This window comes from Paenimyroides ceti (assembly GCF_030409925.1).
Map to the genome: position 1 here is coordinate 3,016,499 of NZ_JAUFQU010000001.1, position 25,317 is coordinate 3,041,815.

25 protein-coding genes and 1 tRNA gene are annotated in these 25,317 nt (G+C 38.6%); 4 read left to right on the forward strand and 22 right to left on the reverse strand.

Annotation, left to right across the window (positions count from 1 at the left end; translation table 11 throughout):
• Positions 1-10: 10 nt before the first annotated feature.
• Positions 11-145 (forward strand): hypothetical protein, encoded by a 135-nt coding sequence (locus tag QW060_RS14825; RefSeq protein ID WP_290364241.1) that lies wholly within the window; start codon positions 11-13, stop codon positions 143-145.
• Positions 146-181: 36 nt separating this feature from the next.
• Here the strand turns inward: QW060_RS14825 and QW060_RS14830 are convergent, their stop codons facing one another.
• From QW060_RS14830 to QW060_RS14850, 5 genes are all read right to left on the reverse strand, one after another.
• A complete protein-coding gene (locus tag QW060_RS14830) occupies positions 182-1,174 on the reverse strand; it encodes an aspartate-semialdehyde dehydrogenase (RefSeq protein WP_290364242.1) in 993 nt (330 codons plus the stop codon).
• Between the two features lie 82 nt (positions 1,175-1,256).
• Positions 1,257-2,954 (reverse strand): single-stranded-DNA-specific exonuclease RecJ, encoded by a 1,698-nt coding sequence (gene recJ / locus QW060_RS14835; RefSeq protein WP_290364779.1) that lies wholly within the window; start codon positions 2,952-2,954, stop codon positions 1,257-1,259.
• Positions 2,955-3,021: 67 nt separating this feature from the next.
• Positions 3,022-3,441 (reverse strand): OsmC family protein, encoded by a 420-nt coding sequence (locus QW060_RS14840; protein ID WP_290364243.1) that lies wholly within the window; start codon positions 3,439-3,441, stop codon positions 3,022-3,024.
• A complete protein-coding gene (gene rsmI, locus QW060_RS14845; RefSeq protein ID WP_290364244.1) occupies positions 3,431-4,129 on the reverse strand; it encodes a 16S rRNA (cytidine(1402)-2'-O)-methyltransferase in 699 nt (232 codons plus the stop codon). The genes QW060_RS14840 and rsmI overlap by 11 nt, the downstream gene beginning before the upstream one ends.
• 3 nt (positions 4,130-4,132) lie before the next feature.
• Positions 4,133-5,092 (reverse strand): hypothetical protein, encoded by a 960-nt coding sequence (locus tag QW060_RS14850; RefSeq protein WP_290364245.1) that lies wholly within the window; start codon positions 5,090-5,092, stop codon positions 4,133-4,135.
• Between the two features lie 98 nt (positions 5,093-5,190).
• Here QW060_RS14850 and QW060_RS14855 point away from each other — a divergent pair, with 98 nt between their 5' ends.
• Positions 5,191-5,778, forward strand: a complete 588-nt coding sequence (locus QW060_RS14855; protein ID WP_290364246.1) for a thymidine kinase — start codon at positions 5,191-5,193, stop codon at positions 5,776-5,778.
• Between the two features lie 44 nt (positions 5,779-5,822).
• Positions 5,823-6,485 (forward strand): ribulose-phosphate 3-epimerase, encoded by a 663-nt coding sequence (gene rpe / locus QW060_RS14860; RefSeq protein ID WP_290364247.1) that lies wholly within the window; start codon positions 5,823-5,825, stop codon positions 6,483-6,485.
• Between the two features lie 36 nt (positions 6,486-6,521).
• Here rpe and QW060_RS14865 read toward each other — a convergent pair whose 3' ends face one another.
• The 17 genes from QW060_RS14865 to mraZ all read right to left on the reverse strand — a co-directional run bounded on the left by QW060_RS14865 (position 6,522) and on the right by mraZ (position 24,190).
• Positions 6,522-6,947, reverse strand: a complete 426-nt coding sequence (locus QW060_RS14865; protein ID WP_290364248.1) for a CBS domain-containing protein — start codon at positions 6,945-6,947, stop codon at positions 6,522-6,524.
• A 59-nt stretch (positions 6,948-7,006) separates the two neighbouring features.
• A complete protein-coding gene (locus tag QW060_RS14870; protein ID WP_290364249.1) occupies positions 7,007-7,828 on the reverse strand; it encodes a zinc-dependent peptidase in 822 nt (273 codons plus the stop codon).
• A 119-nt stretch (positions 7,829-7,947) separates the two neighbouring features.
• Positions 7,948-8,021 (reverse strand) — tRNA-Arg (locus QW060_RS14875).
• 15 nt (positions 8,022-8,036) lie between these two features.
• Positions 8,037-8,486 (reverse strand): GatB/YqeY domain-containing protein, encoded by a 450-nt coding sequence (locus QW060_RS14880; protein WP_290364250.1) that lies wholly within the window; start codon positions 8,484-8,486, stop codon positions 8,037-8,039.
• 91 nt (positions 8,487-8,577) lie between these two features.
• Complete coding sequence (ftsZ, locus tag QW060_RS14885) at positions 8,578-10,581, reverse strand: cell division protein FtsZ (protein WP_290364251.1); 2,004 nt, start codon at positions 10,579-10,581, stop codon at positions 8,578-8,580.
• A 16-nt stretch (positions 10,582-10,597) separates the two neighbouring features.
• Positions 10,598-12,028, reverse strand: coding sequence for a cell division protein FtsA (gene ftsA / locus QW060_RS14890; RefSeq protein ID WP_290364252.1), 1,431 nt, complete (start codon positions 12,026-12,028; stop codon positions 10,598-10,600).
• 6 nt (positions 12,029-12,034) lie between these two features.
• A complete protein-coding gene (locus QW060_RS14895) occupies positions 12,035-12,760 on the reverse strand; it encodes a cell division protein FtsQ/DivIB (RefSeq protein ID WP_290364253.1) in 726 nt (241 codons plus the stop codon).
• Between the two features lie 2 nt (positions 12,761-12,762).
• Positions 12,763-14,118, reverse strand: coding sequence for a UDP-N-acetylmuramate--L-alanine ligase (murC, locus tag QW060_RS14900; protein ID WP_290364780.1), 1,356 nt, complete (start codon positions 14,116-14,118; stop codon positions 12,763-12,765).
• Positions 14,118-15,212 carry an undecaprenyldiphospho-muramoylpentapeptide beta-N-acetylglucosaminyltransferase gene (murG, locus tag QW060_RS14905; RefSeq protein WP_290364254.1) on the reverse strand — a complete coding sequence of 365 codons (1,095 nt, stop codon included), beginning with the start codon at positions 15,210-15,212 and terminating at the stop codon, positions 14,118-14,120. Before murG ends, murC begins: the two co-directional genes overlap by 1 nt.
• Position 15,213: 1 nt before the next feature.
• Positions 15,214-16,473, reverse strand: a complete 1,260-nt coding sequence (locus QW060_RS14910) for an FtsW/RodA/SpoVE family cell cycle protein (RefSeq protein ID WP_290364255.1) — start codon at positions 16,471-16,473, stop codon at positions 15,214-15,216.
• Between the two features lie 9 nt (positions 16,474-16,482).
• On the reverse strand, positions 16,483-17,814 hold the full coding sequence (gene murD / locus QW060_RS14915) for a UDP-N-acetylmuramoyl-L-alanine--D-glutamate ligase (RefSeq protein WP_290364256.1): 1,332 nt from the start codon (positions 17,812-17,814) through the stop codon (positions 16,483-16,485).
• A gap of 1 nt (position 17,815) precedes the next feature.
• Complete coding sequence (mraY, locus tag QW060_RS14920) at positions 17,816-19,024, reverse strand: phospho-N-acetylmuramoyl-pentapeptide-transferase (RefSeq protein ID WP_290364257.1); 1,209 nt, start codon at positions 19,022-19,024, stop codon at positions 17,816-17,818.
• Position 19,025: 1 nt separating this feature from the next.
• Entirely contained in the window at positions 19,026-20,489 is a 1,464-nt protein-coding gene (locus tag QW060_RS14925) for a UDP-N-acetylmuramoyl-L-alanyl-D-glutamate--2,6-diaminopimelate ligase (protein ID WP_290364258.1), read from the reverse strand.
• Positions 20,486-22,498 carry a penicillin-binding protein gene (locus QW060_RS14930; protein ID WP_290364259.1) on the reverse strand — a complete coding sequence of 671 codons (2,013 nt, stop codon included), beginning with the start codon at positions 22,496-22,498 and terminating at the stop codon, positions 20,486-20,488. The genes QW060_RS14925 and QW060_RS14930 overlap by 4 nt, the downstream gene beginning before the upstream one ends.
• On the reverse strand, positions 22,489-22,833 hold the full coding sequence (locus QW060_RS14935; protein ID WP_290364260.1) for an FtsL-like putative cell division protein: 345 nt from the start codon (positions 22,831-22,833) through the stop codon (positions 22,489-22,491). The genes QW060_RS14930 and QW060_RS14935 overlap by 10 nt, the downstream gene beginning before the upstream one ends.
• The gene (gene rsmH / locus QW060_RS14940; RefSeq protein WP_290364261.1) at positions 22,834-23,742 is read right to left on the reverse strand and encodes a 16S rRNA (cytosine(1402)-N(4))-methyltransferase RsmH; all 909 of its coding nucleotides are present in this window, start codon (positions 23,740-23,742) and stop codon (positions 22,834-22,836) included.
• Complete coding sequence (gene mraZ / locus QW060_RS14945) at positions 23,732-24,190, reverse strand: division/cell wall cluster transcriptional repressor MraZ (RefSeq protein WP_290364262.1); 459 nt, start codon at positions 24,188-24,190, stop codon at positions 23,732-23,734. Before mraZ ends, rsmH begins: the two co-directional genes overlap by 11 nt.
• Positions 24,191-24,550: 360 nt before the next feature.
• On the opposite strand from mraZ, the gene QW060_RS14950 reads away from it, so the two are divergent.
• The gene (locus QW060_RS14950) at positions 24,551-25,315 is read left to right on the forward strand and encodes an alpha/beta fold hydrolase (protein ID WP_290364263.1); all 765 of its coding nucleotides are present in this window, start codon (positions 24,551-24,553) and stop codon (positions 25,313-25,315) included.
• The last annotated feature ends 2 nt before the right edge of the window (positions 25,316-25,317 follow it).

The following is a 25,317-nucleotide window of genomic DNA, read 5'->3' on the forward strand; positions in this document are numbered from 1 at the left end:
AACATCTTTTTTGAGTCCGCTTTTTATAAGCGGATTTTTTTATGCCTGTACTAAACGACCTTCTAAATCTGAGGTAGAAAAAATAATACCCGAACCGACGTTTGTTTCCATTGTCTGTTCGGGTAATAAATGTATTATGCTTTAAAATAAGTAATGGATAGCGGATTTATATTGCTTCACCTTAACCAATCAGCTTATGAGCCACCAGATGTTCTGCAATCTGTAAAGCGTTTGTGGCAGCTCCTTTTCTAAGGTTATCTGAAACAATCCACATATTCAGTGTGTTTGGCTGTGTTTCGTCTCTGCGGATACGGCCTACAAAAACCTCATCTTTTCCTTCTGCATATAACGGCATCGGGTACGTATGCGTATCTACATTGTCCTGAACCGTAACACCCGGCGTATTTTGTAATAATGCTCTTACTTCTCTGAGGTCAAAATCATTTTCAAATTCAATATTTACGGATTCACTGTGCCCTCCTACTACAGGAATTCTTACCGCAGTAGCCGTTACAAGAATTTGATCATCACCCATGATTTTTTTGGTTTCATTGGCCAGTTTCATTTCTTCTTTGGTATATCCGTTGTCTAAAAAGGAATCACAATGCGGAATAGCATTTCGGTGTATCTGATAATGGTACGCCATTTCTCCTTTTTCTCCAGCATATTCATTGTTTAGCTGATTTACCGCTTTCAGACCAGTACCGGTAATTGACTGATAGGTCGAAACTACCACTCTTTTTATTTTGTAAGCTTTGTGCAGAGGTGCCAGTGCCATAACCAACTGAATGGTTGAGCAATTAGGGTTTGCAATGATTTTATCTTCGGGAGTGAGCAAACCGGCATTGATTTCCGGGACTACCAGTTTTTTGGATGTATCCATTCTCCATGCCGATGAATTATCGACTACAGTAGTTCCTGCAGCAGCAAATTTTGGTGCCCATTCCAAAGAAGTATCTCCTCCGGCTGAAAATAACGCCAGATCAGGCTTCATTTCTACCGCAGTCTGCAAGCCAACTACCTTATATTTCTTATTCTTAAAAGTAATTTCTTTTCCGACGGATTTCTCTGAAGCTACCGGAATTAATTCTGTTACGGGAAAATTACGCTCTGCCAATACTTTCAGCATTACTTCACCAACCATACCGGTGGCGCCTACAACTGCTACTTTCATAGTTAATAATATATAAGGTTTATTTGAAATGTAGTTCAAAAATACACAATAAACAGATTTGTTGACTTAGAATTTTTGTAAATCAATCCATCATCTGAAAATCTTTTACCTGTAACTGAAGGGTAACTTTGTCTTTCCATTCATTCTCAGAGATGGAATAGGCAAGATTCATCAGTTGCAGATTGCGTGTTTGAGGGCACAGAGCACCCTTTCCGAAGGCAATTGCTGGAAAAGGCTTTGATCCGTTTTGTTTGACAAATAATCTCAAATGCTCTCCGTTTTTTCCTATTGTCTGAGCATTTCCGGTATCGAATACGTTTCTGGTCACAAAAACAGGTGTCATATTTTCGGGACCATGAGGCTCAAACTGTTTGAGCAATCGCAATGTTTTATCATCGAGTTCTTCAAAATCGATTATCGCATCAATTTCCAGTTCCGGTTTTTTTAACTCATCCGGCAGGGTTTCACGGACAATTTTTTCAAAGGCTGTTTTAAAGTCAGCGTACTTTTGTTCTTCCATTGTCAGCCCGGCAGCATACATATGCCCACCGAACTGTTGCAAATGCTGCTCACAGGATTCCAACGCCCTGTACACATCAAATCCTTTTACGGACCGCGCTGAAGCCGCCAGATAGTTGCCGCTTTTTGTAAAAACCAGTGTAGGCCGGTAATGGGTTTCTATAAGACGTGAAGCTACAATACCGATTACCCCTTTGTGCCAGTTTTCGTGATAGACTACGGTTGTAGCATTATCAAGTTCTTGCATGGTTTCAATCTGTAACAGTGCTTCTTTGGTAATCTCTCCGTCAAGCTGTTTCCGATTTTCGTTAAAAGCTTCTATCTCCTTTGCAAAATCAAGTGCTTCTTCATAATCAATTTCAGTAAGTAACCGTACAGCATAATTACCGTGTTTGATGCGCCCTGCTGCATTGATACGCGGAGCAATTTTAAAAACGACATCGGTTATGGTAAACGTACTGAGGTTAAAAGCCGACATCATAGCACGGATTCCCGCCCGTGGATTTTTATTTAAAACCTCAAGACCAAACTTAGCCAGTACTCTGTTTTCTCCGGTAATAGGAACTATATCTGCCGCTATGGCTGTCGCCACCAGATCCAGATACGGAATGAATGCTTCTATCGGCTGGTTTCTGCGCATGCCCAATGCGTGTATCAATTTGAAACCTACTCCGCATCCGCAAAGTTCCTTATACGGGTATGGACAGTCTTTTTGTTTGGCGTCCAATACAGCTACGGCATCCGGTATTGTATCTCCGGGTAAGTGGTGGTCACAAATGATAAAATCGATACCTTTTTGTTTCGCATATTCTACTTTATCAATGGATTTTATACCGCAGTCGAGCGCAATGATGAGCGTGACACCATTATCATCTGCATAATCAATTCCTTTATTGGAAATTCCGTATCCTTCGCCATAACGGTCCGGTATATAGGTATCTATTTCTGAATGCAGGGTTTTTAAATAAGCCGAGACAAGAGCAACGGAAGTAGTACCGTCTACATCATAATCTCCGAATACCAGAATACGTTCATTTGCAGCCAGCGCCTCTTCAATTCTTTGTACGGCTTTGTCCATATCTTTCATCAGGTACGGATTGTGCAGATCGTCTAACTTCGGGCGAAAAAATTCGCGTGCCTGTTCGTAGGTTTCAATGCCACGCTGTACCAAAAGGGTAGCAATAAGTGGCGAAACCCTTAGTTGATGCTGTAAATACGTTACCGCATTTTTATTTGTTATATTTTTATAAGACCAGCGCATGTTCTGTTTATAAAGCAAAAAAAGTACTTGTAATAAAGTACTTTAATATAATCATTTTTTTTTATTCTCAGGAGTGATAAATTATTTTTGTTTCCACTTCGGCAAATTTCCGAAACATCACCATGACGCCACAATACTTTTCTACAGAGAGTTCTACCGCTCTTTTAAGCTTTTCTTCTGAAAGCTCTTTACCAAAAAAGTGATATTCAACAATGACTTTATAGTATACAGCAGGTTCGTCATCTGTGAGAAAACCTTCTACATCAATATGAAAATCCTCAACATCTAAACGCATTTTTTTGATGAGGTGCGCGATATCAAGTCCTGAACACCCCGCAAGAGAGGAAAGCATCAATGCTTTCGGGCGCAGCCCTTGTCCATCTCCGCCGCTTTCAGGTGCTGCATCCATCACAAAAGTACCTTCTCCGGGATTGGTGGATTCAAACTTCATATTTCCTTTCCAGGATGCCGTGATTTTATGACTCATTTTTTTCTTTTTTTATTTTTATCTTCCCTCCGACAATCACTACAATTTCTCCCTTAGCAGGTTTGTTTTCAAAATGTTTCAACACCTCTTCTGCAGTACCTCTTACTGTTTCTTCATGTAATTTAGACAATTCACGTGATACGGATACCGGACGATCTGAGCCAAAATACGACACAAAGTCTACCAGTGTTTTTAATAATTTGTGAGGAGAAACATAAAATATCATGGTTCTGTTTTCTTCCTGCAATGCCAGAAACCGTGTTTGCCTTCCTTTCTTATCAGGTAAAAATCCTTCGAAAACAAATTTATCATTCGGTAGTCCGCTATTTACCAGAGCCGGTACAAAAGCTGTAGCTCCTGGCAGGCATTCTACCGCTATGTTTTTATCTACACAGGCTCTTGTAAGCAGAAAACCCGGATCCGAAATGGCTGGTGTTCCTGCATCTGATATTAAGGCAATATTTTGTCCCTGTTCCAGTTTTTGAAGAATATGCTCTATGGTCTGATGCTCATTGTGCATATGGTGGCTGTGCATTTGAGTACCGATTTCAAAATGTTTGAGCAGTTTTGCACTTGTTCTGGTATCTTCCGCTAAAATAAGATCGACCTCTTTCAGTACTTTGATGGCTCTGAAGGTCATATCTTCCAAATTTCCGATAGGTGTAGGCACCAAATATAATTTCCCCATTTATTACAAGAATCTTTTTTCGATGAGCTGCATGAATCGACTTTCATATTCTTCTTTTCCGTTCCAGTTATTGAAATCAGGTTTTACAAGATCTTCAATAAAATCCTGCGCTTCCTGATACGTTTCAATGGTGTTTAACTGTGATAATACACGGTTGAGATCTTCTGAACTACCGTTGAACAGCTGTTTCTCAAAAGCAATACGGTCGTTGAGACCAATGGTTACTATTTTTGAAAAAGCATCGTTTATGGTTTTATTGACAGGTACCTGGTGAAAAGGGGTATCGTCTTTAACCTCATTTGCTGACGTATTGGTCATTAAATGCTGGTTTTCGTATGCCGGTTTTTCTTTTTGTTCCGGTTCATACGTTTCCTCTATGTCGGCTTTGTTTTCAAATTCAATCTGATCAAACGAGATATTGAAGACAGCGTCCATTTCAATTTCCATCGGTTGTACTTCTGAAGGTTCAGCAGCCACAACAGCATTAAACGGTTCTTCTACTGTTTTAATCACAGGTTCTTCAACCTCATTTTCAAAATCCGTTGCTATTTTTTGTGCATTTGCTGCTTCAAAAGGCATTTCATCAGCATGTACCACCGGTTCCTCTATCTCTTCTTCAAAGGATGCTTCATTATCGGAGTTGGCATCATCCAGCAATGCATTGATAATATCATTACTCATGTACTGGCTATCTTCATGAGCCTGTTTCTGTGGTTGTTTACTTACAGGGTTTTCTGCAACGAAAACAGACTCTTCCTCTTTTCTGCTCAACAGATTTTCAAGTCTTTCTTCGGTCAGAGAAGGATCCAGTCTGAATTTATTATCTTCATAAAACTTTAAAACAGAGAGTTTTTCATATAATTTCTGTGTTTCATTATACAAAACAGTAACATCTGACTTCCCGTTTAATTTCAAAATACGGTGGGCAATACTGATCAGCTCCGATTCAATGATTTTTTTCATAACTTTTTTGATGTTTGAAAGTTTACCAATCTTTTTGGTAAATTTGCGTATTACAAAGTAACACAAAAAACTATTGTTTTCAACCTGAAATTTACAAAATGTTTCTCGAAAATACTGTTAATCATAAAGAACAATTTGGATGGATCGAAGTGATCTGCGGCTCCATGTTTTCGGGCAAAACCGAAGAATTGATCCGCCGCTTGAAAAGAGCTCAATTCGCCAAACAAAAGGTTGAAATTTTCAAACCTGCGATAGATACCCGTTATGATACGGATCACGTGGTTTCGCATGAAGGAAATGAGATCCGGTCTACACCTGTTCCTGCTGCTGCAAACATCAGAATTCTGGCTGATGGCTGTGAAGTAGTCGGTATTGATGAAGCACAATTTTTTGATGATGAAATTGTTGCCGTGTGCAATGATCTTGCCAACTCAGGTGTACGCGTCATTGTTGCGGGTCTTGACATGGATTTTAAAGGAAATCCTTTTGGCCCGATGCCTGCCCTGATGGCTACCGCAGAATACGTAACTAAAGTACATGCTGTGTGTACCCGTACCGGAAATCTGGCTCATTACAGCTTTCGTAAATCTCCTAATGATAATCTGGTTATGCTGGGTGAAACTGAAGAATATGAGCCGCTTAGCAGAGCTGCATATTACAAAGCAATGCGCGAACAAATGAAATAAAGAGTTTTTATAAAATTCGTATCTTTGTACAAACAACACACCCCATGAAAAATACACTGATTGCACCGTCTGTTTTGGCGGCTGATTTTGCTAATTTGCAACGCGATATTGAAATGATTAATACGAGTGAAGCAGATTGGTTTCATATTGATATAATGGATGGCGTTTTTGTTCCTAATATTTCTTTTGGAATGCCGGTTTTACAAGCCATTAACAAACACGCAAAAAAGACGATTGACGTTCATTTGATGATTGTGGATCCCGACCGTTATATCAAAACGTTTAAAGAGCTCGGAGCCGATATTCTTACTGTTCATTATGAAGCTTCAACACATCTGCACCGCTCTCTTCAGGCTATTAAGAATGAAGGGATGAAAGCTGGTGTTGCCATCAATCCGCATACTCCGGTAGCTTTACTGGAAGATGTGATTCAGGATATTGATCTGGTTTGTATGATGAGCGTAAACCCTGGGTTTGGCGGTCAGTCTTTTATTGAAAATACGTATAAAAAAATCAAACAACTGAAAGAAATCATCGTTCGAAACAATGCTTCAACTTTGATTGAGATTGACGGAGGAGTGACCGACAAGAATGCTGCCCAGCTGGTTGAAGCCGGAGCAGATGTTTTGGTCGCAGGAAGTTTTGTTTTTACTTCTGATGACCCGATACAGACAATTGCACAGTTAAAGAAAATAACCTCTCTATAAAAAAATGCTTTCCTAAGGAAAGCATTTTTTATGCTATCAGCATTCGCTATAATGATTGAGAAAGTAACGAATGATATCGGTTGTGGTTACAATACCTACCAATTTGCCTTCATACACTACTGGTAAAGCACGGAATTCGTTTTCGGAAAATATTTTTGTTACTTCTTTGATGGTGGTAAAAGACGTTACGCAGACTACATTTTTTGTCATTACCTGTTCGATGGTAAACATATTGTACACAGTAGAAGTCAACTTTTCATTTTCTTCATCAAAATCAGGAATTCCGATTTTCATGAGATCAGTCTGACTAAGCATTCCTACTATTTCATTTTTGGACACAACCGGAATGTGTCTTATCTGGTGTACTTTAAATAAATTCTCTGCTTTAGACAGTGAGTCCGTGATGTTTAGTTTCACAACACTTTTGGTCATAATGGTAGCTACAGGGACATTTTCTTTCATGATATGGGATGTTTATATCCAAATATAGCACTAATATACAGATTAGAATATGACATCTGTCATTCGGGTTTCTGGGAGAGCATCATCGCTACCAGACGGTATATCTGAGGAAAAGAGGTTTTCAGTGCCGTTTGTTTTTCAAAATACAATTCTACCAAAACCGCTATAAGTTCAAATGAATCGGTAAAAGCATATTCGCGGATAAGCCCTGAGTTTCGCAACCGATTTTGCATCAGAGGTTCACGGGTTATTCTAATAATCTCTTTATAGTTTTCACTAAAGATCGTGGCCGAATTGGTGTTGTTTTTTCTTGGAGACGCAAAGTAAAACATCAATGCATGGGTAAATTCATGCAGTGCCAGATTACGTCCGTCCGCTGTGTTCTGATATCCTTCCAGAAAGTCTTTCCACGAAAAGACGAGTGCCTTTTGTGATGGATTGAACTGGCCTATATGATACTGGTTATCGGGTTTGTACAGAAAGGCATCCGGGTATATTACAATTTTATTAAAGGAACCTATCAAATAGTTTTTATAGCCAAATGTGAGTTTTGTATACGAAGCAGCAATAAGGATCTTATCTTCGGGCTTTAAATTCAGATTTCCTTTGGAAATGATATCATATCTGTTTAAGAAATTGACCATACGGTTCTGAAAACGCAGTTTATCCGTTTCGGATAATCTCTGATATCCCGGATAAATCCGGATAACAAGCGCAATATATGGTCTGGCAATAGTTTTTAATGCAAATTTTCGTTTGAAGAAAATCTCTCTCTTACTTTTTTTGGATTTAAAATAAAACACCATATCCATAAACAAATAACCTGTCACAGGAATGACTGCGACACCAATATACAGTAGTCCTTTTAATGTTTCTCCCATGGTATTATAAGTAATATTTCCTTATCAGGTTGTATGCAATCATAAAAAAGCCGTTAAAGATGTCATCTGCTTACATTACTAAAAACAAAAAAGCTTTGTATCGTATACAAAGCTTTTTGTGACCCCGACAGGATTCAAACCTGTAACCCTCAGAGCCGAAATCTGATATTCTATTCAGTTGAACTACGGGGCCGATACTATTTTTTGACTATGCTGTCAGAATTTTTTTAACGATTGAAGATACTGTTTTTCCATCTGCTGCTCCTGCAATTTTAGCATTTGCCAAAGCCATAACCTGACCCATTGCCTGCATTCCTGAAAAACCACCTTCTGATACTATTGAAGCAACGATTTTTTCTACTTCTTCTACTGATAACTGAGCCGGTAAAAACTGCTCAATAACAGCTGCCTGTGCCAATTCCGGTTCTGCAAGATCTTGTCTTCCCTGCTCTATAAAAATAGCAGCACTGTCTTTTCTTTGTTTTACCAGTTTTTGCAATAGTTTGATTTCGTCTTCTGCTGATAATTCAGCTCCGCTTCCTGAAGTTTGTGCTAATAATATTTCTGATTTTACAGCTCTCAATGATTCCAATGCTACCTGATCTTTCGATTTCATAGCATTTTTCATAGCGTCCATAATCTGTACTTGTAAGCTCATAACTTTTGTTTTTAAAAGTGGTAGTGCAAATATACAAAAAACCCAAAAACAGCAAAGCTATTTTTGGGTTTAAAGGTAAATATAAATACAATTAGTCTACATTGTCATGTAAATAAGAATTGTTTGATCTCAGTTGCAGGTCATTATTGTTATCTACACCTAAAGAGGTACGCGATACATTGTTTTGTGCTATTTCATCCAGATCAACTCCCATTCTTTTGTAAGCAGGTTCTCTTTCCAGATCATTCAACTGTGTATTGGCACTGTTGAATTTATAGTTAAAATCTTTCATCTTGCGTTTACGCTCTTCAGCGCGTTCTTTCAATATTTCATTGATAGACAGATCAATTGGTGATGTCTCTTCCGCTATCGGTGCCGACATGGTCGGTATTGCCTCTTCTGTACGCACCGTAAAACGGAATTCTTCAGGCTCTTCAACCACAGGTTGCTTCGGTTCTGATTTCATCAATTGCTCTTCTACCTCCATATAATCTTCGAGAGAGTAGCGAACAATCTCATTCGGATTCGCTTTTTCTTCCTCTACCACAGGTTGTTGTACAGCCATTTCAGGTTCAGAGACGAACATTTCGTTTTGCAATCCGAAATTTACTTCCTGTTGTGCCGAAAGCTGTCTGGTGTTGAATTCCTGCTCCTGTTCTTCCAGATTGAATGTAAACTGCATTGCCGGAGTCTCTTCTACAACCGGATTTTGTTTCACAATAATAAACTGTGGTTCAACTACTTCGATATTTCTGATATCATGTGTTTTCACCGTTTTTGGTTCCATTGTAGCTTCTGCATCTGACCCCTGAGCTGCAACTTTTTCAATTGAAGGCGTTGCAACCGCATGAGCAACTGCTTCAGTTTGAATTATTGTTTTTTTTTCAAGGTCCGGATTTTGCTGAGTTGACATTTTGAACTCATCGTCTAATCCGTATACAATGCGCGTTGGCTGCTGTGCAAACGAACCATGTGTATTCTGTAATGGCTGATCAGGTGACGGTGCCGTAAAAGACGGTGCATTTGATTTGGTTAAATCAGCTGTCGCTTTTTGCTCATCTCCTAATACGTGGATGATTTTATTCGGTTCTGATGAGCTTACAATTTCTTTTTGCTGCTCTACATTAAAACCCGTAGCAATAATGGTTACCGCAATAGAATCACCTAAAGCTTCATCTTCACCAACTCCCATGATGATGTTGGCATTATGACCTGCTTCCATTTGGATATGGTCATTGATTTCTCCGATTTCATCAATTGTGATTTCATTTTCACCTGAAACGATTAATAACAATACATTTCTGGCACCTGAAATTTTATTATCATTCAATAACGGCGAATCTAAAGCACTCACAATAGCTTCTTTAGCACGGTTTTCACCCGCTGCCACAGAAGATCCCATGATGGCTGTTCCACTATCACTCAATACTGTTTTTGCATCTTTTAAATCGATGTTTTGTGTATAGTGATGCGTAATTACTTCTGCAATTCCGCGTGAAGCAGTTGCCAACACTTCATCTGCTTTAGAGAAACCGGCTTTGAAACCAAGGTTTCCGTAAACTTCTCTTAGTTTATTATTGTTGATTACAATAAGCGAATCTACTACTTTACGTAGCTTTTCTACTCCGCGTAATGCTTGTTCCTGTCTTACTTTTCCTTCAAACTGAAATGGAATCGTTACGATACCTACTGTCAGTATATCTCTTTCTTTTGCCAATTGAGCAATTACCGGTGCAGCACCTGTACCTGTACCACCACCCATTCCGGCAGTGATGAATACCATTTTGGTATTGGTATCTAATAATTTCTCAATTTCATCAATGCTTTCCAGAGCAGACTGTTGTCCTACTTCCGGATTAGCTCCGGCTCCCAAACCTTCTGTCAGGTTTAGTCCCAATTGAATTTTAGTAGGAACAGGACTGTTCTGCAATGCCTGAGCATCGGTATTACAGACGATAAAGTCTACGCCTTTAATTCCCTGGCTAAACATGTGATTGATGGCATTACTACCGCCTCCACCTACTCCAATTACTTTAATTACATTCGATTGATTCTTTGGCAGATCGAATGCGATGTTGTCAAATGTATTATCCATATTATGCGGTTGTTTATTATTCTGATTTGTCTATAAACTCTTTAAATTTTGCTAAAAAACCTCCAAAAAAGCGTTCTTTAAAGCTGTCGGCAGTTGATTTTTTAACTTCTCTGTCTTCTTCTACCACTGCTGTATCGGCAATGTTTGGCTCATCATGTTCTCCGGCTGCCGTATCTTCTGTTTTTCTGTCAGATGCCGGCTGTGCTTTTGTTTTGTGATGATGTGTCGGTAACGGCTGATCTCCTTCATCGTTCCTATGCTCTTTTACGTAGATAGTACTTCTTGAATTATTCAGTTCACTCTCCATGGTTAACCCGACTGCGGTTGCATATAACGGCCTGGAAACCATTTTTGCAGAGTCTCCTGCAATATGCTCATTCGGGTAGCCGATCCGGGTGTCTATACCCGTGATATATTCTACCAGTTGTTTAATGTGTTTTAATTCTGAACCTCCTCCGGTTAATACAATACCGGCAATGAGTTTTTTACGCGGATTATCATATCCGTATGCTTTGATTTCTGAGAAAATCATTTCAATGATCTCTACCACTCTGGCATGGATGATCTTAGAAAGATTTTTCAGGGAGATTTCTTTTGGTTCCTGTCCTCTTAATCCAGGGATTGAAACAATTTCGTTATCTCTGTTTTCTCCTGGCCAAGCAGACCCGAATTTTATTTTTAACAGTTCTGCCTGTTTTTCTATGATAGAGCAGCCTTCTTTTATGTCTTCCGTAATAACATTTCCTCCAAACGGAACTACTGCCGTATGGCGAATAATGCCGTCTTTGAAAATAGCCAGATCCGTTGTACCGCCACCGATATCGATGAGCGCAACCCCTGCTTCTTTTTCTTCCTGACTTAGTACCGCATCTGCTGATGCAAGAGGTTCTAAAGTCAATCCGGATAATTCCAGTCCTGCATCTTTTACACAGCGCCCCGCGTTTCTGATGGATGATGACTGACCAACTACCACATGGAAGTTGGCTTCGAGACGACGACCATACATACCGATAGGTTCTTTTATACCTGCTTCATCATCTACTTTGAATTCCTGCGGTAATACATGTATGATTTCTTCACCCGGCAACATGGTCAGTTTTTGCACCTGATTGATCAGCATTTCAATATCTACTTCCGAAATAACATTATCCGGATTTTCTCTACTGATGTATTCATGATGCTGAATACTGCGTATATGCTGTCCGGCTATACCCACAACCACATCTTTTACTTTACATCCGCATTCTGCCTCTGCAAGGGAAACTGCGTTCTGAATGGATTGGATGGTTTGAGTGATATTGTTTACCACACCTCTTTTAACACCTAAACTTTTGGCATTACCTACTCCTAAGATTTCAAGCTTTCCATACTCGTTTCTCTTACCCACCATTGCAACAATTTTTGTTGTTCCAATGTCTAATCCTACAGCGATATTGTCTTTTTTCATAACTTTTTATTTGGTGCAAACAACTTGTTGAGTAAATCTTAAATTAACGTTTTTGTACGTGTTGATCAAGGTGTCGTTCTGGGAATAATGAACAAAAGCTTTATAGTTATCGAACTTTTTGTCTACTTCTGTCATTTTACCGAACTCAACCGAATATTCATATCCGCGAACGCTTAACTGCAAGCTCTGATCAGGATTGACAAGCACTCCTGTAACGCTTTCTTTTAAGAATTCGTCCTGATATATTTTATTCATAATTTCCGCAAATCTGGCTTCATTTCCCGGTAATATATTGCCATAAACTACGGGTACATGGGCACTGAAATTTTCGGACAAGGGCATTTTATGACCCTCGCTGTCAATATAATACGAATCATCGTTTGTAAGAACTCTGGCTATGGCCGTTTTCTGAACTACATGGGCGTTTAATACACCATTTGCATCGAAATATACCTGTGATGAGGCAATCATTTCATTTTTACGCAGTTCTCTCTCCAATCTATTCAAATCTAAATCATCTTTGAATACTTTGGAAGCTCTCGGAAAATTTTGTATCAACAAGTTATTAACCATTTCTTGTGTAAGAAAATGGTTGTTATTGCTCAAAAATTTTACTTCAATATGATCAACCGTACGCAATTTATTCCGTTGTTTCGCAAACAGGAAAACAGCGATCAGTGCGGTTGTAACCAGCACCAGATAAACGTCGAACCAATTGATTTTTTTTATCATTTTTATTTTTTTCTTTCTGCTAATACAGCATGTATATCGTCTATCATTTCTCCTATATCTCCTGCTCCGATCGTAACCAAAACATCGGTATTGAGGGTTTTCAGATTTTGGAGTAATTGCTGTTTCGTATACAGCTTTTTGTTTTCATTTTGCACTTTCTCTAACAAAGCTGCAGAGGTAACCCCTTCTATCGGCAATTCTCTTGCTGGGTATATATCCAACAATATCAAGGCATCAAAGCCTGACAAACTCGCTGCAAAGTCTTCCATAAAGTCACGGGTGCGACTGAACAGATGCGGCTGAAAAACACCTGTTATTTTTTTATCAGGATATAATTCTCTTACGGCCTGATATACCGCTTTGATTTCAGTAGGATGATGAGCATAATCATCTATGAATACAAAATCGTTGTTTCTTATTTTAAAAGAAAACCTTCTGCGAACACCTTTAAAATCAGCTAATGCTTTTTTAATATCGGCTGTTTTCAGTCCGAATGCTCTTGCCATAGAAAAGGCTAATGTTGCATTAAGGACATTATGATGTCCCGGCATCAGCAATTGAATGCCATGTACCTGCTCATCTCCGAAATCAATATCAAATAAACGGTAGCCGTTTTCAATTCTCAGGTTTTTCGCAACAATATCGTTTGAGGAATCAAATCCGACTTTTACACCTTCAATAGCTACGCTTTCCGCTACAAAAAGTGCTTTTTTATCTTCTACTTTTTCAGCAAATTCTTCAAAAGATTTTTTTATTTCATCATTGGTCCCATAGATGTCCAGATGATCTGCATCATTGGATATTACACACGCAATGTTCGGATGCAGGTGTAAAAAAGAACGATCAAATTCATCTGCTTCCACAACCGTAACTTTGGTACCCTCTCCAACGAGGTTGGTATCATAGTTTTCCAATACTCCTCCTAAAAAGGATGTTACATCTGCTCCGCATTGGTACAGGATATGTGCCAACATGCTTGATGTCGTTGTTTTACCATGTGTACCTGCTAAAGCAAGAGAATAGGTATTGCGGGTGATGATTCCCAATACTTCTGCTCTTTTTTTAATTTCGAAACCATTGTTTTTAAAATAGTTCCACTCGGTATGGTCTTTAGGTATAGCCGGTGTGATGACTACTAAAGTATTTTCTTTGTTTTTATAGTTTTCTGCAATCAGGCTGATATCGTCTGAGAAGTGAATAGCAATTCCTTCCTGAACCAATTCATCCGTCAGGTGGGTAGCGGTTTTATCATATCCCGAAACGTTTTTACCCAATCTGTGAAAATAGCGGGCTATGGCGCTCATTCCAATGCCACCAATGCCAATAAAATAGATATTTTGTATGCCTGCCAGATTCATTATTTTACCCACTTAAAAATTTCTTTTACTATTTCTTTTGTTGCATTGGGCAATGCCAATGCTTTTATATTTTTTGACAACTCGTTTCTCATTTGTTCATTGGAGAGCAGGTCTGAAAACTGTTGTTCAAATTGTGTTTCTAACTCTTGTTCTCTTATCAGCAGCGCTCCGTTTTTATTGCTTATGCTTTGTGCGTTCTTTGTCTGATGGTCTTCCGCAACATTGGGAGACGGGATGAATATAACCGGTTTCCCTACTATTGCCAGTTCAGAAACAGAAGATGCACCCGCTCTGGAAATGATGATATCTGCTGCTGCAAACACCAGATCCATACGTTCTATAAAAGCGACTACCTGTACATTTTCTTCACTGTTGTATTTTTTGTATTCTTCGTAGTAATAACTTCCGCACTGCCAGATGATCTGCATTTCTTTTTGTTTAAAGAACGGGAGTTGTTTTTCGATAAGTTGATTGATACGGCGTGCTCCTAAACTTCCTCCTAATACCACCAATGTTTTTTTGGCTGTATCAAGATTGAAATAGTGTTGTGCTTCTGCTTTTTTATCTGACAGTTCCAACAGATCTAAACGCACCGGATTTCCCGTCTTTACTATTTTATCTTTTGGAAAAAAACGCTCGAGTTCGTCATACGCCACACAAATGGCTTTTGCCTTTTTAGCCAGCATTTTGTTGGTGATTCCCGGATAGGAATTTTGTTCCTGAACAATGGTTGGAATTCCCATAGAGGCTGCGGTTTTTACCACCGCTCCGCTCGCAAACCCTCCTGTACCTATTACTACATCAGGTTTAAATTTTTTAATGATTGCCCGCGATTTCCATAAACTCGAAATGAATTTTAACGGAAACATGGCATTCTGAAGCGTTAGCTTTCGCTGTATTCCCGAAATCCACAATCCAATAATAGGATATCCCGCTGCAGGTACTTTTTGCATTTCCATTTTATCTTTAGCACCGACAAATAAGATCTCAGCCGCAGGATATTGCGCCTTGATTTCATTTGCAATGGCCAGAGCCGGATATATATGTCCGCCTGTACCACCTCCGCTAATTATAAATTTTGGATTTGCTTTCATTTTATTTATTTATTACGGCACTCATCGGATTGGATTCGTCTATTTGTGCCTGTTGTAATTCCTGTTCTTCTAAAATTCGTCTGAATTCTTCCTCTTTTTCTTGATTTTCTTTTAATTGTTGACGTACTTCTTCTTCTCTTCTTGATACGCTGAGAATGATTCCTAACGACACACAAGTCATCCAGATAGAGGTACCCCCACTACTTATCAGTGGCAACGGCTGTCCTGTAGTCGGAAATATTTCTACCGCCACACCCATGTTGATAAAGGACTGGAAGACGATGGAAAATCCGAGCCCGACGACCAGATATTTACCAAACAGATTGGATGCCTTGCTGCTTACTACTAAAAAACGCCATAACAACAATACATAGACAATCAGAACGACTATACCTCCTAAAAATCCGAATTCTTCTACAATGATGGCATAGATAAAATCTGAAGAAGATTGTGGCAAAAAGTTTTTCTGAATGCTTTTTCCCGGTCCTACTCCAAACATTCTGCCCTGCGCAATAGCAATTTTAGCATTGTCTATCTGATATCTGTCCACATCTTTCTCATCAGACCCAAATCGGTCTACTCTGGCTACCCAAGTATTGAAACGGGAGGGCATGATATCCGGAAATGCTTTTACAGCAAAAAACATTATTATTCCGAATATAGCACCGGCACCTATTACTTTCGTTAAATATTTAACCGGATATTTCCCCATAAACAGTAACACACATGCCATAAAAAATATGATGGCTGCCGTTGACAGGTTGGAAGGAAAAATAGGTAAGACGATAAGTCCGATCGGTAGCCATACCCAAAGGAGTGACCATTTGAAGGTGTATTTTTCGTCTGCAAAACGCCACAAAAACCAGGCTAAATAAGCCATTAAAGCAATCCAACCTATTGAGGATGGCTGAAACGATATATTAACTCCCGGAACTTTCAGCCAGCGGCTGGCATTTGCTCCGCCGATAACCATTCCCTGTAAGGCCGTAAAAACCAATAACAGGAAAACCGGGAACCAGGCAACCGGAGCAATGAATTTTAATTTATCAAAAGGTATTCTGTGTACCACATAGATGATGACAATACCGATGAAGATATGAAAGAAGTGCTTGAGCAATAACCCAATAATGGTACCGGTACCTACCACATGCACCAAATTGGTACTTGCGCTAAATACAGGCATAAAAGAGAACAGGGCTAACAGTATTACGTAGGCCCAAATAGCTTTATCTCCTTGAAAACGGGATAATAACTTTCTCATATTGGTTGTTTATATATTATTTACAGCTTCTTTAAATTGATGTCCTCTGTCTTCATAGCTGGTAAACAGGTCAAAACTGGCACATGCCGGCGACAATAGTACCGCTTCTCCTTCTTCCGCTATTTTGCTTGCTATTTTTACTGCTTCATTCATAGAAGTGGTTTCAATCATAATATCCACCACGTTTGAAAAAGCTTTTTTTATTTTTTCATTATCAATTCCCAAACAAATAATTGCTTTTACTTTTTCATGTACAAAAGCCATCAGTTCGTCGTAATCATTCCCTTTATCAACACCTCCTACAATCCATACCGTTGGTACATTCATACTCTCTAAGGCAAAATAAGTAGCATTTACATTTGTCGCTTTTGAATCGTTGATGTACTGTACTTTATTGATTTTCGCTACTTTTTCCAAACGATGTTCCGCTCCCTGAAAATTAGACAGACTCTCTCTTATGGTCTGTTTGCGTACTTTCATCATTTGTGCTACTAATGTTGCTGCCATAGCGTTTTTTACATTATGTTTACCTTCTATAGCAATCTCTTTGATTGGTATAATTACTTTTTCGTCGTTTATCATTGATCGTATGTTGTTATCTTCTAAATAAGCTCCCTGATTCAGTTTTTTTGTTAATGAAAAAGGAACCAGCTGTGCTTTTACTTTATGTGTGCTTAACCATTTTTTTATCTCCTCATCGTCATCATCATATATAAGAAAATCTTCTTCTGTCTGATTTTTGGTGATTCTGAATTTTGCTTCTATATAGTTTTCATATTTATAATCATACCGGTCTAAATGATCCGGACTCAGATTTGTAATGACGGCTATATGCGGTTTGTAGGTTTCGATGCCATCTAATTGAAAACTGCTCAATTCCAACACATATATTTTATCCGGAGCCACTGCAATCTGTTCTGCAAAACTATCTCCTATATTACCCGCCACTCCTATATTTAATCCCGCTTCTTTTAATACATGATGCGTTAAAAGAGTGGTGGTGGTTTTACCGTTGCTCCCTGTAATGCCAATAGAAATGTTCTGAGCATACGCATAGGCAAATTCTATTTCAGATACTACCGGAATTCCTTTTTCTTTTATTGCCTTTACAATCGTCACTTTATCCGGAATACCCGGGCTTTTCATGACTATATCCGCTGCTAAAATACGCTCTTCCGTATGAGTTCCTTCTTCCCATTCTACAGCATTTTCTTCCAGCACTTTTTTATATTTTTCCTTGATCAGACCGAAATCAGACAAGAACACTTCATATCCTTTTTGCTTGGCAAGCAGGGCTGTACCTACTCCGCTTTCTCCTCCTCCAAGAATTGCTATTTTCATCTTATCTCAGTTTTAAGGATACTACGCAAAAAATGGCCAAAAAGATTCCGATGATCCAGAAACGGGTTACGATTTTGCTTTCATGGTATCCTTTTTTCTGGAAATGGTGGTGTAGCGGTGCCATCAGAAAAATACGACGCCCTTCTCCATATCTCTTTTTGGTGAATTTGAAATAGGCAACCTGAAGTACTACAGACATATTTTCGGCTAAAAATATTCCACACAATACAGGTATCAATAATTCTTTTCTTACAGCAATAGCCAAAACCGCTATGATTCCTCCAATGGTTAAGCTTCCTGTATCTCCCATAAATACCTGAGCCGGATAGGCATTGTACCAGAGAAATCCTATGAGTCCTCCTATAAAGGCGGATATAAATATGGTCATCTCTCCCGAATTGGGTATGTACATGATGTTCAGATAATTTGAAAAAATCACGTTTCCTGATATAAAGGCAAAAATACCCAATGCCAGTACTGCAATAGCCGAAGTACCCGCGGCGAGACCGTCAATTCCGTCTGTAAGATTGGCACCGTTTGAAACCGCAGTGACAATAAAAATTACAATCGGGATGAATATTAGCCAGATGTATTCCTGATACCCTTCACCCATCCACGAAATAAGTTGTCCGTAATCAAACTCATTATCTTTAAAGAACGGAATGGTTGTAATCGTAGATTTAACATCGAATTTGCTGGTAACCCCCGACTCGATAAGAATGCTCGGTGTGTCTCTTACTGTGACATCCGGGTGATAGTATAGTATCGCTCCTACAATCAGTCCAAGTCCCACCTGTCCTACAACTTTAAAGCGCCCTTTGAGCCCTTCTTTATCTTTTTTAAATATCTTGATATAATCATCGAGAAAACCGATGGTCCCCATCCAAATAGTAGTCAGTATCAATAGCAATACGTAAATATTATCCAGCTTTGCGATGAGCAATACCGGAATAAGCGTAGAGATGATGATGATGATACCTCCCATGGTAGGAGTTCCGGCTTTTTCATTCTGTCCTTCCAGTCCTAACTCTCTTACCGTTTCTCCGATTTGTTTTTTACGCAGATAGTTGATGATTCTTTTTCCGAAAATGGTAGAAATCAATAAGGCCAAAATAATTGCCACACCTGAACGAAAAGTGATATACTGATACAATCCCGTTCCCGGAATATCAAAATATCGATCTAAGTATTGAAGTAAATAGTACAGCATTTTATTTATTTAAAGCGTTTAAAATTTCTCTTATTTCTTCCAAATCATTGAAGTGGTGTTTTACCCCTTTTATCTCCTGATAGGTTTCATGTCCTTTTCCGGCAATGAGTATGATATCTCCTTGTTTTGCAATTGTAGCTGCCGTTTTGATTGCCTGACGGCGATCTTCTATGGTCAGTATTTTTTTGCTGTTCTGAGGTTCTACCCCTGCTTCTATTTCTTTTAAGATTTCATAAGGGTCTTCATTTCTGGGATTGTCAGAGGTAAATATTACCTGATCGCTTTTCTCAGCAGCAATTTTCCCCATTTCCGGTCGCTTTGTTTTATCGCGGTTTCCGCCACACCCAACAATGGTGATTAACTGTTCATTACGTGTTCTTATTTCTTCTATTGTTTTCAGAACATTTTCAAGCGCATCCGGTGTATGTGCATAATCTACAATTGCCGTGATTTTAGTTTCTGAGATGATGAACTGGAATCTGCCAGAAACACTTTTCAATGTACTGAGGTGAACCAGTACTTCGTCTTTCTCCAAACCAAGCTGAAGCGCCGTACTGTAAACCGCCAATATATTGGAAGCATTGAAATGACCTATTAACTGCACCCATACTTCAGTTTCCTGAATGCGCATAAGCATTCCCGAAAACTGACTTTCCAATATCTGAGCATGGTAGTCGGCTATGTTTTTCAGGGCATACGTAAACTTTGATGCAGCTGTATTTTGCAACATCACCATTCCGTTTTTATCATCTGTATTGGTAATGGCAAAAGCATTTTTAGGTAAATGATCAAAAAAACTTTTTTTCACATCGCGGTATTCTGCAAAGTTTTTATGATAATCTAAATGATCGTGTGATAAGTTGGTAAATACGCCTCCTGCAAAATGAAGCGCTGCCGTACGTTTTTGAGCAATACCATGAGAACTGACTTCCATAAAGCAATATTCACATCCTGCTTCTGCCATCATTGCCAGATAATGGTTGATGGTAATGGAATCAGGTGTTGTATGCGTAGCTTCATATTCCTGCTCACCGATAAGTATTTTTACGGTTGATAAAAGACCTGTTTTGTATCCGGCTTTAGTGAATAACTGATATAATAAGGTGGCAACGGTTGTTTTTCCGTTGGTTCCTGTAATTCCGGTCAGTTTTAGTTTTTCAGAAGGTTTATCGTAAAAATTGGACGCTATGATTGCCAATGCTTCATTGGAGTCTGTTACAGAAATGTATGTAACACTTTCCTGAAAGTTTTGCGGCAGTTTTTCGCAAACAATTGCAGTTGCTCCGTTGGCAATTGCTTTTTCAATATAATCATGTCCGTCTGAAACGGTTCCTCTGACAGCAATAAACAGGCTGCCCGGTCCGGCCTGACGAGAATCGAATGTAAGCAGATTTACTTCAGTATCTGTATTGCCTCGCACAGATTCTAAAGAAACTTTATATAATATGTCTTTTAGCTTTTTCAACTTAACTCCAATGTTATGATCTGATTCTTCTGTATGGTATTTCCTACTACTACAGATTGGTTTTTAACTTTTCCAAAACCAACTGTTTTTACTTTTAATCCCAGATTTTCAAGGATGGCTATTGCATCCATTGCCGGCAAACCTTTGACATCCGGCATCTGACTACCGCTTTGTTTTACAGATGCATAATATTTATTATACTCTGCTTCTATATTTTTAAGCGGTTTGTTTATATTTTTTATTTCTCTTAAAGAGGGTACATCAGTAAATATTTTCTGTGCAATGCGTTTGAAAACCGGACCTGCCACATCACCTCCATAATAGCTTTTTGCCCGATTAGGTCTGTGTACTACTACGATACAGGAATATTTAGGATTTTCAGCGGGAAAATAACCTGCAAAGGAAGATGCGTAATACATACCGCCCTCTCCATGTGTTTTTCCGCCTCCGTAGTTCATCTGGGCTGTTCCTGTTTTTCCTGCCATAGAAAAATCCGGGGAATACAATTTCTTTCCGGTTCCTTTAACTACTACATTTTTTAATACGGCCTGTATCTTTTTCAGAGCATCTGTACTTACTATCTGAGGATTCATTACTTCAGTTTCAAAAACTTTGACGGTATGGTTTACATCTCTTATTTCTCTTACAAACTGCGGTTTTACCATTTTTCCATTGTTGGCTACTGCATTATATAACGTCAATGTCTGTAAAGGGGTGACAGATACTCCATATCCGAATGCCATCCACGGCAGGGCAATTTTGCTCCAGCCTTTTTGTCCCGGTAACGGAATATAAGAACGTCCTTCTCCTTTGAGATCAATTCCCAAAGGTTTATTAAATCCGAAACTCATCAGTTTATCCGTAAACTGTTTCGGATTGTCTTTGTAGGCTTCATTAACCGCTTGTGTAATCACCGTATTGGATGATAGCTCAAATCCGCGTGCCAGTGAAACTTTTCCATAACCTCGTCTGTTGGAGTCCACTACTCTTTTTCCCGAAAAGAGCACTACTCCCTGTTTGGTATCATATATAGTAGCTGTGTCGGCTTTTTTATCGTCAAGCAATGCCAGCATAGATGCCAGCTTGAAGGTAGAACCAGGCTCATGAGATTCTGTAACCGCATAGTTTACTGTTTCGGTATATTTACCATCTGTACCTCTGCCCAGGTTTGAAATTGCCTTTATCTGCCCTGTTTCCGTTTCCATAACGATAACTGTTCCATGGTCTGCTTCATAATACTCCAAAGAGTTTAATAAAGCGTGATGTGCAATATCCTGTATATATACATCGATAGTGGTTATGATATCATACCCGTCTACAGGATCTATTTCATTACCATCACCAATTGCTTTCCATAGATTTTTAGACATTTTTTGAACCGTCCGTCTTCCGTCTTTTCCGGTTAACTTTTCCGTAAAAGCAGCTTCTATTCCTTTTCTGGTAAAGGTTCCGTCATCATTTTTTCTTTCATATCCGATGGTTCTGTTGGCAATCATTCCCATTGGATATTCGCGTACGTTTACCTGATCGATGATCATACCCCCTTTGTATTTTCCCAAATTAAACATCGGAAAAGAACGCATTCTCATATAATCAGTATAGCTCAACTTTGTAGCGATGTGCATGTATCTTTTTTTATGAGCACGGGCTTTTCTGAATGAAGCCTCATATTCGCCTGATGATTTGTTTTTAAGGAATCGCGACAGAGAATCTGAAAGTCCTTTTACATTGGCTTCAAAATGCTCATCTGACGGTGAAAAAGGATCGAAATAAATGGTGTATTTAGGGATAGAAGTAGCCAGCAAACTACCGTCAGAAGAATAGATATTCCCTCTGTTTGCAGCGATTTTCTCGTCTTTAACCGTGAGACTATCTGCTTTTTCACGCCATTTATCACCATCCTTGAACTGTACCAGACTCAATTTGATAAAAATAGCAAAGCAAACAGCTACAAGGCCTAAAAAAACGATGTAGATCTTTACGTCTTCATTTTTACTCGTTAATCCCATAACCTCTCAAGCCATCCTTTTTTTTCTTCCTCCACGATTACCTTAATTTTTTTAGGCGGAACGGAAGAAGGTTTGATTTCCTTTAATTCCATTTGCTTCGAAATTGTAGATTCCATTCGCAGTTTCATTAATTCTGAACGGCGGTCTACAAATTCTGATCTCAATTCTTTTACCTCTTCGGTTAAATCACGGATACTTATGGTTTTCTGCTCATAAATATGCGTGTTTGCAATCAATATCAACGCCCAAAAGATTACATATATGATAAAGAACCAGTTTTTTAAGGACTGTCCTTCTACCAGATATTTTGCCTTTATGATGTTGTAGATATTCATTTATTTTTTTTCTGCTATTCTTAATTTTGCGCTTCTTGCTCTGTTGTTTACCGCAATTTCTTCTTCTGACGGGATGATCATTTTTCCGATGAGTTGAAATGGCACTTCAAATCTTCCGAAAAAATCACGCTCCGGCTCCCCTTCAAACATTCCGTTTTTCATAAATCTTTTTACCAAACGGTCTTCCAGAGAGTGATAGGAAATAATACTGAGTCTTCCTCCCGGTTTTAATATTTCTAATGACTGCTCTAAAAATTCTTTAAGCACTTCCATTTCCTGGTTTACCTCGATACGGATCGCCTGATAAATCTGCGCCAGAATTTTGTTGCTTTTATGAGCCGGTAAAAAACGTCCTAAGACTTTTTTGAGCTGTTCTGTATTTTTTATTTCTTCTTCTTTTCTCGCCTGAACAATTGCACTTGCAAGTCCTCTTGAATTTTTGAGCTCCCCGTAATCAAAAAACAAACGTGCCAGATCTGCCTCTGTATATTCATTGATTACGTTATAAGCAGACAAAGCTCCTTTCTGATTCATTCGCATATCGAGCTCCGCATCAAACCTTGTAGAAAATCCTCTTTCCGCCACATCAAATTGATGAGAAGACACGCCAAGATCAGCCAAAATACCATCGACCTGTTTAATGCCGTAAAAGCGCAGATAACGTTTCAGAAATCTGAAATTTTCGTTGATCAACTGAAATCGTTCATCCTCAATAGTATTTGCCAGAGCATCTTCATCCTGATCAAAAGCAAACAGTTTTCCTTTCTCTCCGAGATGACGCATAATTTCACGGGAATGTCCACCGCCGCCAAATGTAACATCTACATAAACCCCATCAGGAGTTATGTTCAAGCCTGCTACCGTTTCTTTTAACAGTACCGGATTATGGTATTCTGTGTTATTGCTCATCTGTCTCAATATTACCCATTACTTCTTCTGCCAAATCTGCAAAATCGATATCTTCTTCCAGAGTCTGCTCGTATAAATCTTTATCCCAGATTTCTACAACATTCAATTTGGAAGAAAAAACAATTTCTTTATTTATTTTCGCAAACTCAATCAGATCTTTTGACAAAAGCAAACGCCCTGCATCATCTATTTCCACATTTTTAACTCCTGCCATAAATTTTCTGACAAACAAATCATTTTTTCTATTGAAACGATTGAGCTTGTTAATCTTTTCCATCATCTTATTCCATTCCTGCATAGGCCATAGCTCCAGACACGACTCAAAAACAGAACGCTTTAGCACAAAACCATCAGCAATAGCTGGCAGCTGCTTTTTTAAAGCAACCGGTACCAGTGCCCGTCCTTTGGCATCTATTTTACACTCATATGTCCCTACAATTGCGTTCAATCTGTATGAATTAGATTAATTTTATAGCAAATGTACTTTTTTTTTACCACTTTCTACCACTTTTTACCACTTTGTTGATAAGTTTTTTGAAATCTGTGTTCACACATAAATCACAGTAAACAACTGATTAGCAATCCATAATGCAGACTTAACGTTTACAGAACCTTTCCGAAATACCAAAAAACAAAAGACTTTATCCGGGGTTTATATTTTTTTCTTTCTCATTCAAAAACAATACTTTTCAATGCTGATTCAGGAACCAATATTACCATAAGGCTATATTTACAGAGGTTTTATATGTATCACGGAAATTTATTTCCATAAAATTGTATATTTGTACGAATATAACATCCACAATAAATGGACGAAAAAATAAAGGAAGAAGGAAAATTTAGATATGTTGAATATGGCGAAGGCACCCCTATAGTTATTTTACACGGACTTATGGGTGGATTAAGTAATTTTGATGGAGTTATCGATTATTTTCCAAGCAAAGGTTATCGTATCTTACTACCCGAATTACCGCTTTATTCCAATAGTTTATTAAAAACAAATATCAAAAGCTTTGCGAAATTTTTAGACAACTTTTTAAAGCACAAAGGAATAAGCAATGCAATTTTATTAGGAAATTCATTAGGTGGCCATATTGCTCTTTTGCACACAAAATTATATCCTCAGAATGTTAAAGCAATGATTTTGACAGGTAGTTCGGGACTTTATGAAAGTGCTATGGGTGATTCCTATCCAAGACGAGGCGATTATGAGTTCATCCGAAAAAAAGCTCAGGATGTATTTTATGATCCGGAAGTTGCGACTAAAGAGATTGTTGATGATGTGTTTGCTACCGTAAATGACCGTATAAAACTTATAAAAACCTTAACGATTGCCAAAAGTGCTATCCGTCACAACATGGCAAAAGATTTACCAAAAATGCCTACTCCTACATGTTTGATATGGGGAAGAAATGATATAGTCACTCCACCGGAAGTAGCTGAGGAGTTTAACGAATTGTTGCCGGATTCCGATTTATTTTGGATTGACAAATGCGGACATGCTGCTATGATGGAGCATCCGTCAGAGTTCAACGAAATATTATATGACTGGCTTCAAAAAAGAAATTTATAAGT

Coding starts and splice junctions, on each gene's coding strand:
- QW060_RS14830 (WP_290364242.1), bottom strand. CDS start 1,174: ATGAAAGTAGCAGTTGTAGGCGCCACCGGTATGGTTGGTGAAGTAATG.
- recJ (WP_290364779.1), bottom strand. CDS start 2,954: ATGCGCTGGTCTTATAAAAATATAACAAATAAAAATGCGGTAACGTAT.
- QW060_RS14840 (WP_290364243.1), bottom strand. CDS start 3,441: ATGAGTCATAAAATCACGGCATCCTGGAAAGGAAATATGAAGTTTGAA.
- rsmI (WP_290364244.1), bottom strand. CDS start 4,129: ATGGGGAAATTATATTTGGTGCCTACACCTATCGGAAATTTGGAAGAT.
- QW060_RS14850 (WP_290364245.1), bottom strand. CDS start 5,092: ATGAAAAAAATCATTGAATCGGAGCTGATCAGTATTGCCCACCGTATT.
- QW060_RS14855 (WP_290364246.1), top strand. CDS start 5,191: ATGTTTCTCGAAAATACTGTTAATCATAAAGAACAATTTGGATGGATC.
- rpe (WP_290364247.1), top strand. CDS start 5,823: ATGAAAAATACACTGATTGCACCGTCTGTTTTGGCGGCTGATTTTGCT.
- QW060_RS14865 (WP_290364248.1), bottom strand. CDS start 6,947: ATGAAAGAAAATGTCCCTGTAGCTACCATTATGACCAAAAGTGTTGTG.
- QW060_RS14870 (WP_290364249.1), bottom strand. CDS start 7,828: ATGGGAGAAACATTAAAAGGACTACTGTATATTGGTGTCGCAGTCATT.
- QW060_RS14880 (WP_290364250.1), bottom strand. CDS start 8,486: ATGAGCTTACAAGTACAGATTATGGACGCTATGAAAAATGCTATGAAA.
- ftsZ (WP_290364251.1), bottom strand. CDS start 10,581: ATGGATAATACATTTGACAACATCGCATTCGATCTGCCAAAGAATCAA.
- ftsA (WP_290364252.1), bottom strand. CDS start 12,028: ATGAAAAAAGACAATATCGCTGTAGGATTAGACATTGGAACAACAAAA.
- QW060_RS14895 (WP_290364253.1), bottom strand. CDS start 12,760: ATGATAAAAAAAATCAATTGGTTCGACGTTTATCTGGTGCTGGTTACA.
- murC (WP_290364780.1), bottom strand. CDS start 14,118: ATGAATCTGGCAGGCATACAAAATATCTATTTTATTGGCATTGGTGGC.
- murG (WP_290364254.1), bottom strand. CDS start 15,212: ATGAAAGCAAATCCAAAATTTATAATTAGCGGAGGTGGTACAGGCGGA.
- QW060_RS14910 (WP_290364255.1), bottom strand. CDS start 16,473: ATGAGAAAGTTATTATCCCGTTTTCAAGGAGATAAAGCTATTTGGGCC.
- murD (WP_290364256.1), bottom strand. CDS start 17,814: ATGAAAATAGCAATTCTTGGAGGAGGAGAAAGCGGAGTAGGTACAGCC.
- mraY (WP_290364257.1), bottom strand. CDS start 19,024: ATGCTGTACTATTTACTTCAATACTTAGATCGATATTTTGATATTCCG.
- QW060_RS14930 (WP_290364259.1), bottom strand. CDS start 22,498: ATGGGATTAACGAGTAAAAATGAAGACGTAAAGATCTACATCGTTTTT.
- QW060_RS14935 (WP_290364260.1), bottom strand. CDS start 22,833: ATGAATATCTACAACATCATAAAGGCAAAATATCTGGTAGAAGGACAG.
- rsmH (WP_290364261.1), bottom strand. CDS start 23,742: ATGAGCAATAACACAGAATACCATAATCCGGTACTGTTAAAAGAAACG.
- QW060_RS14950 (WP_290364263.1), top strand. CDS start 24,551: ATGGACGAAAAAATAAAGGAAGAAGGAAAATTTAGATATGTTGAATAT.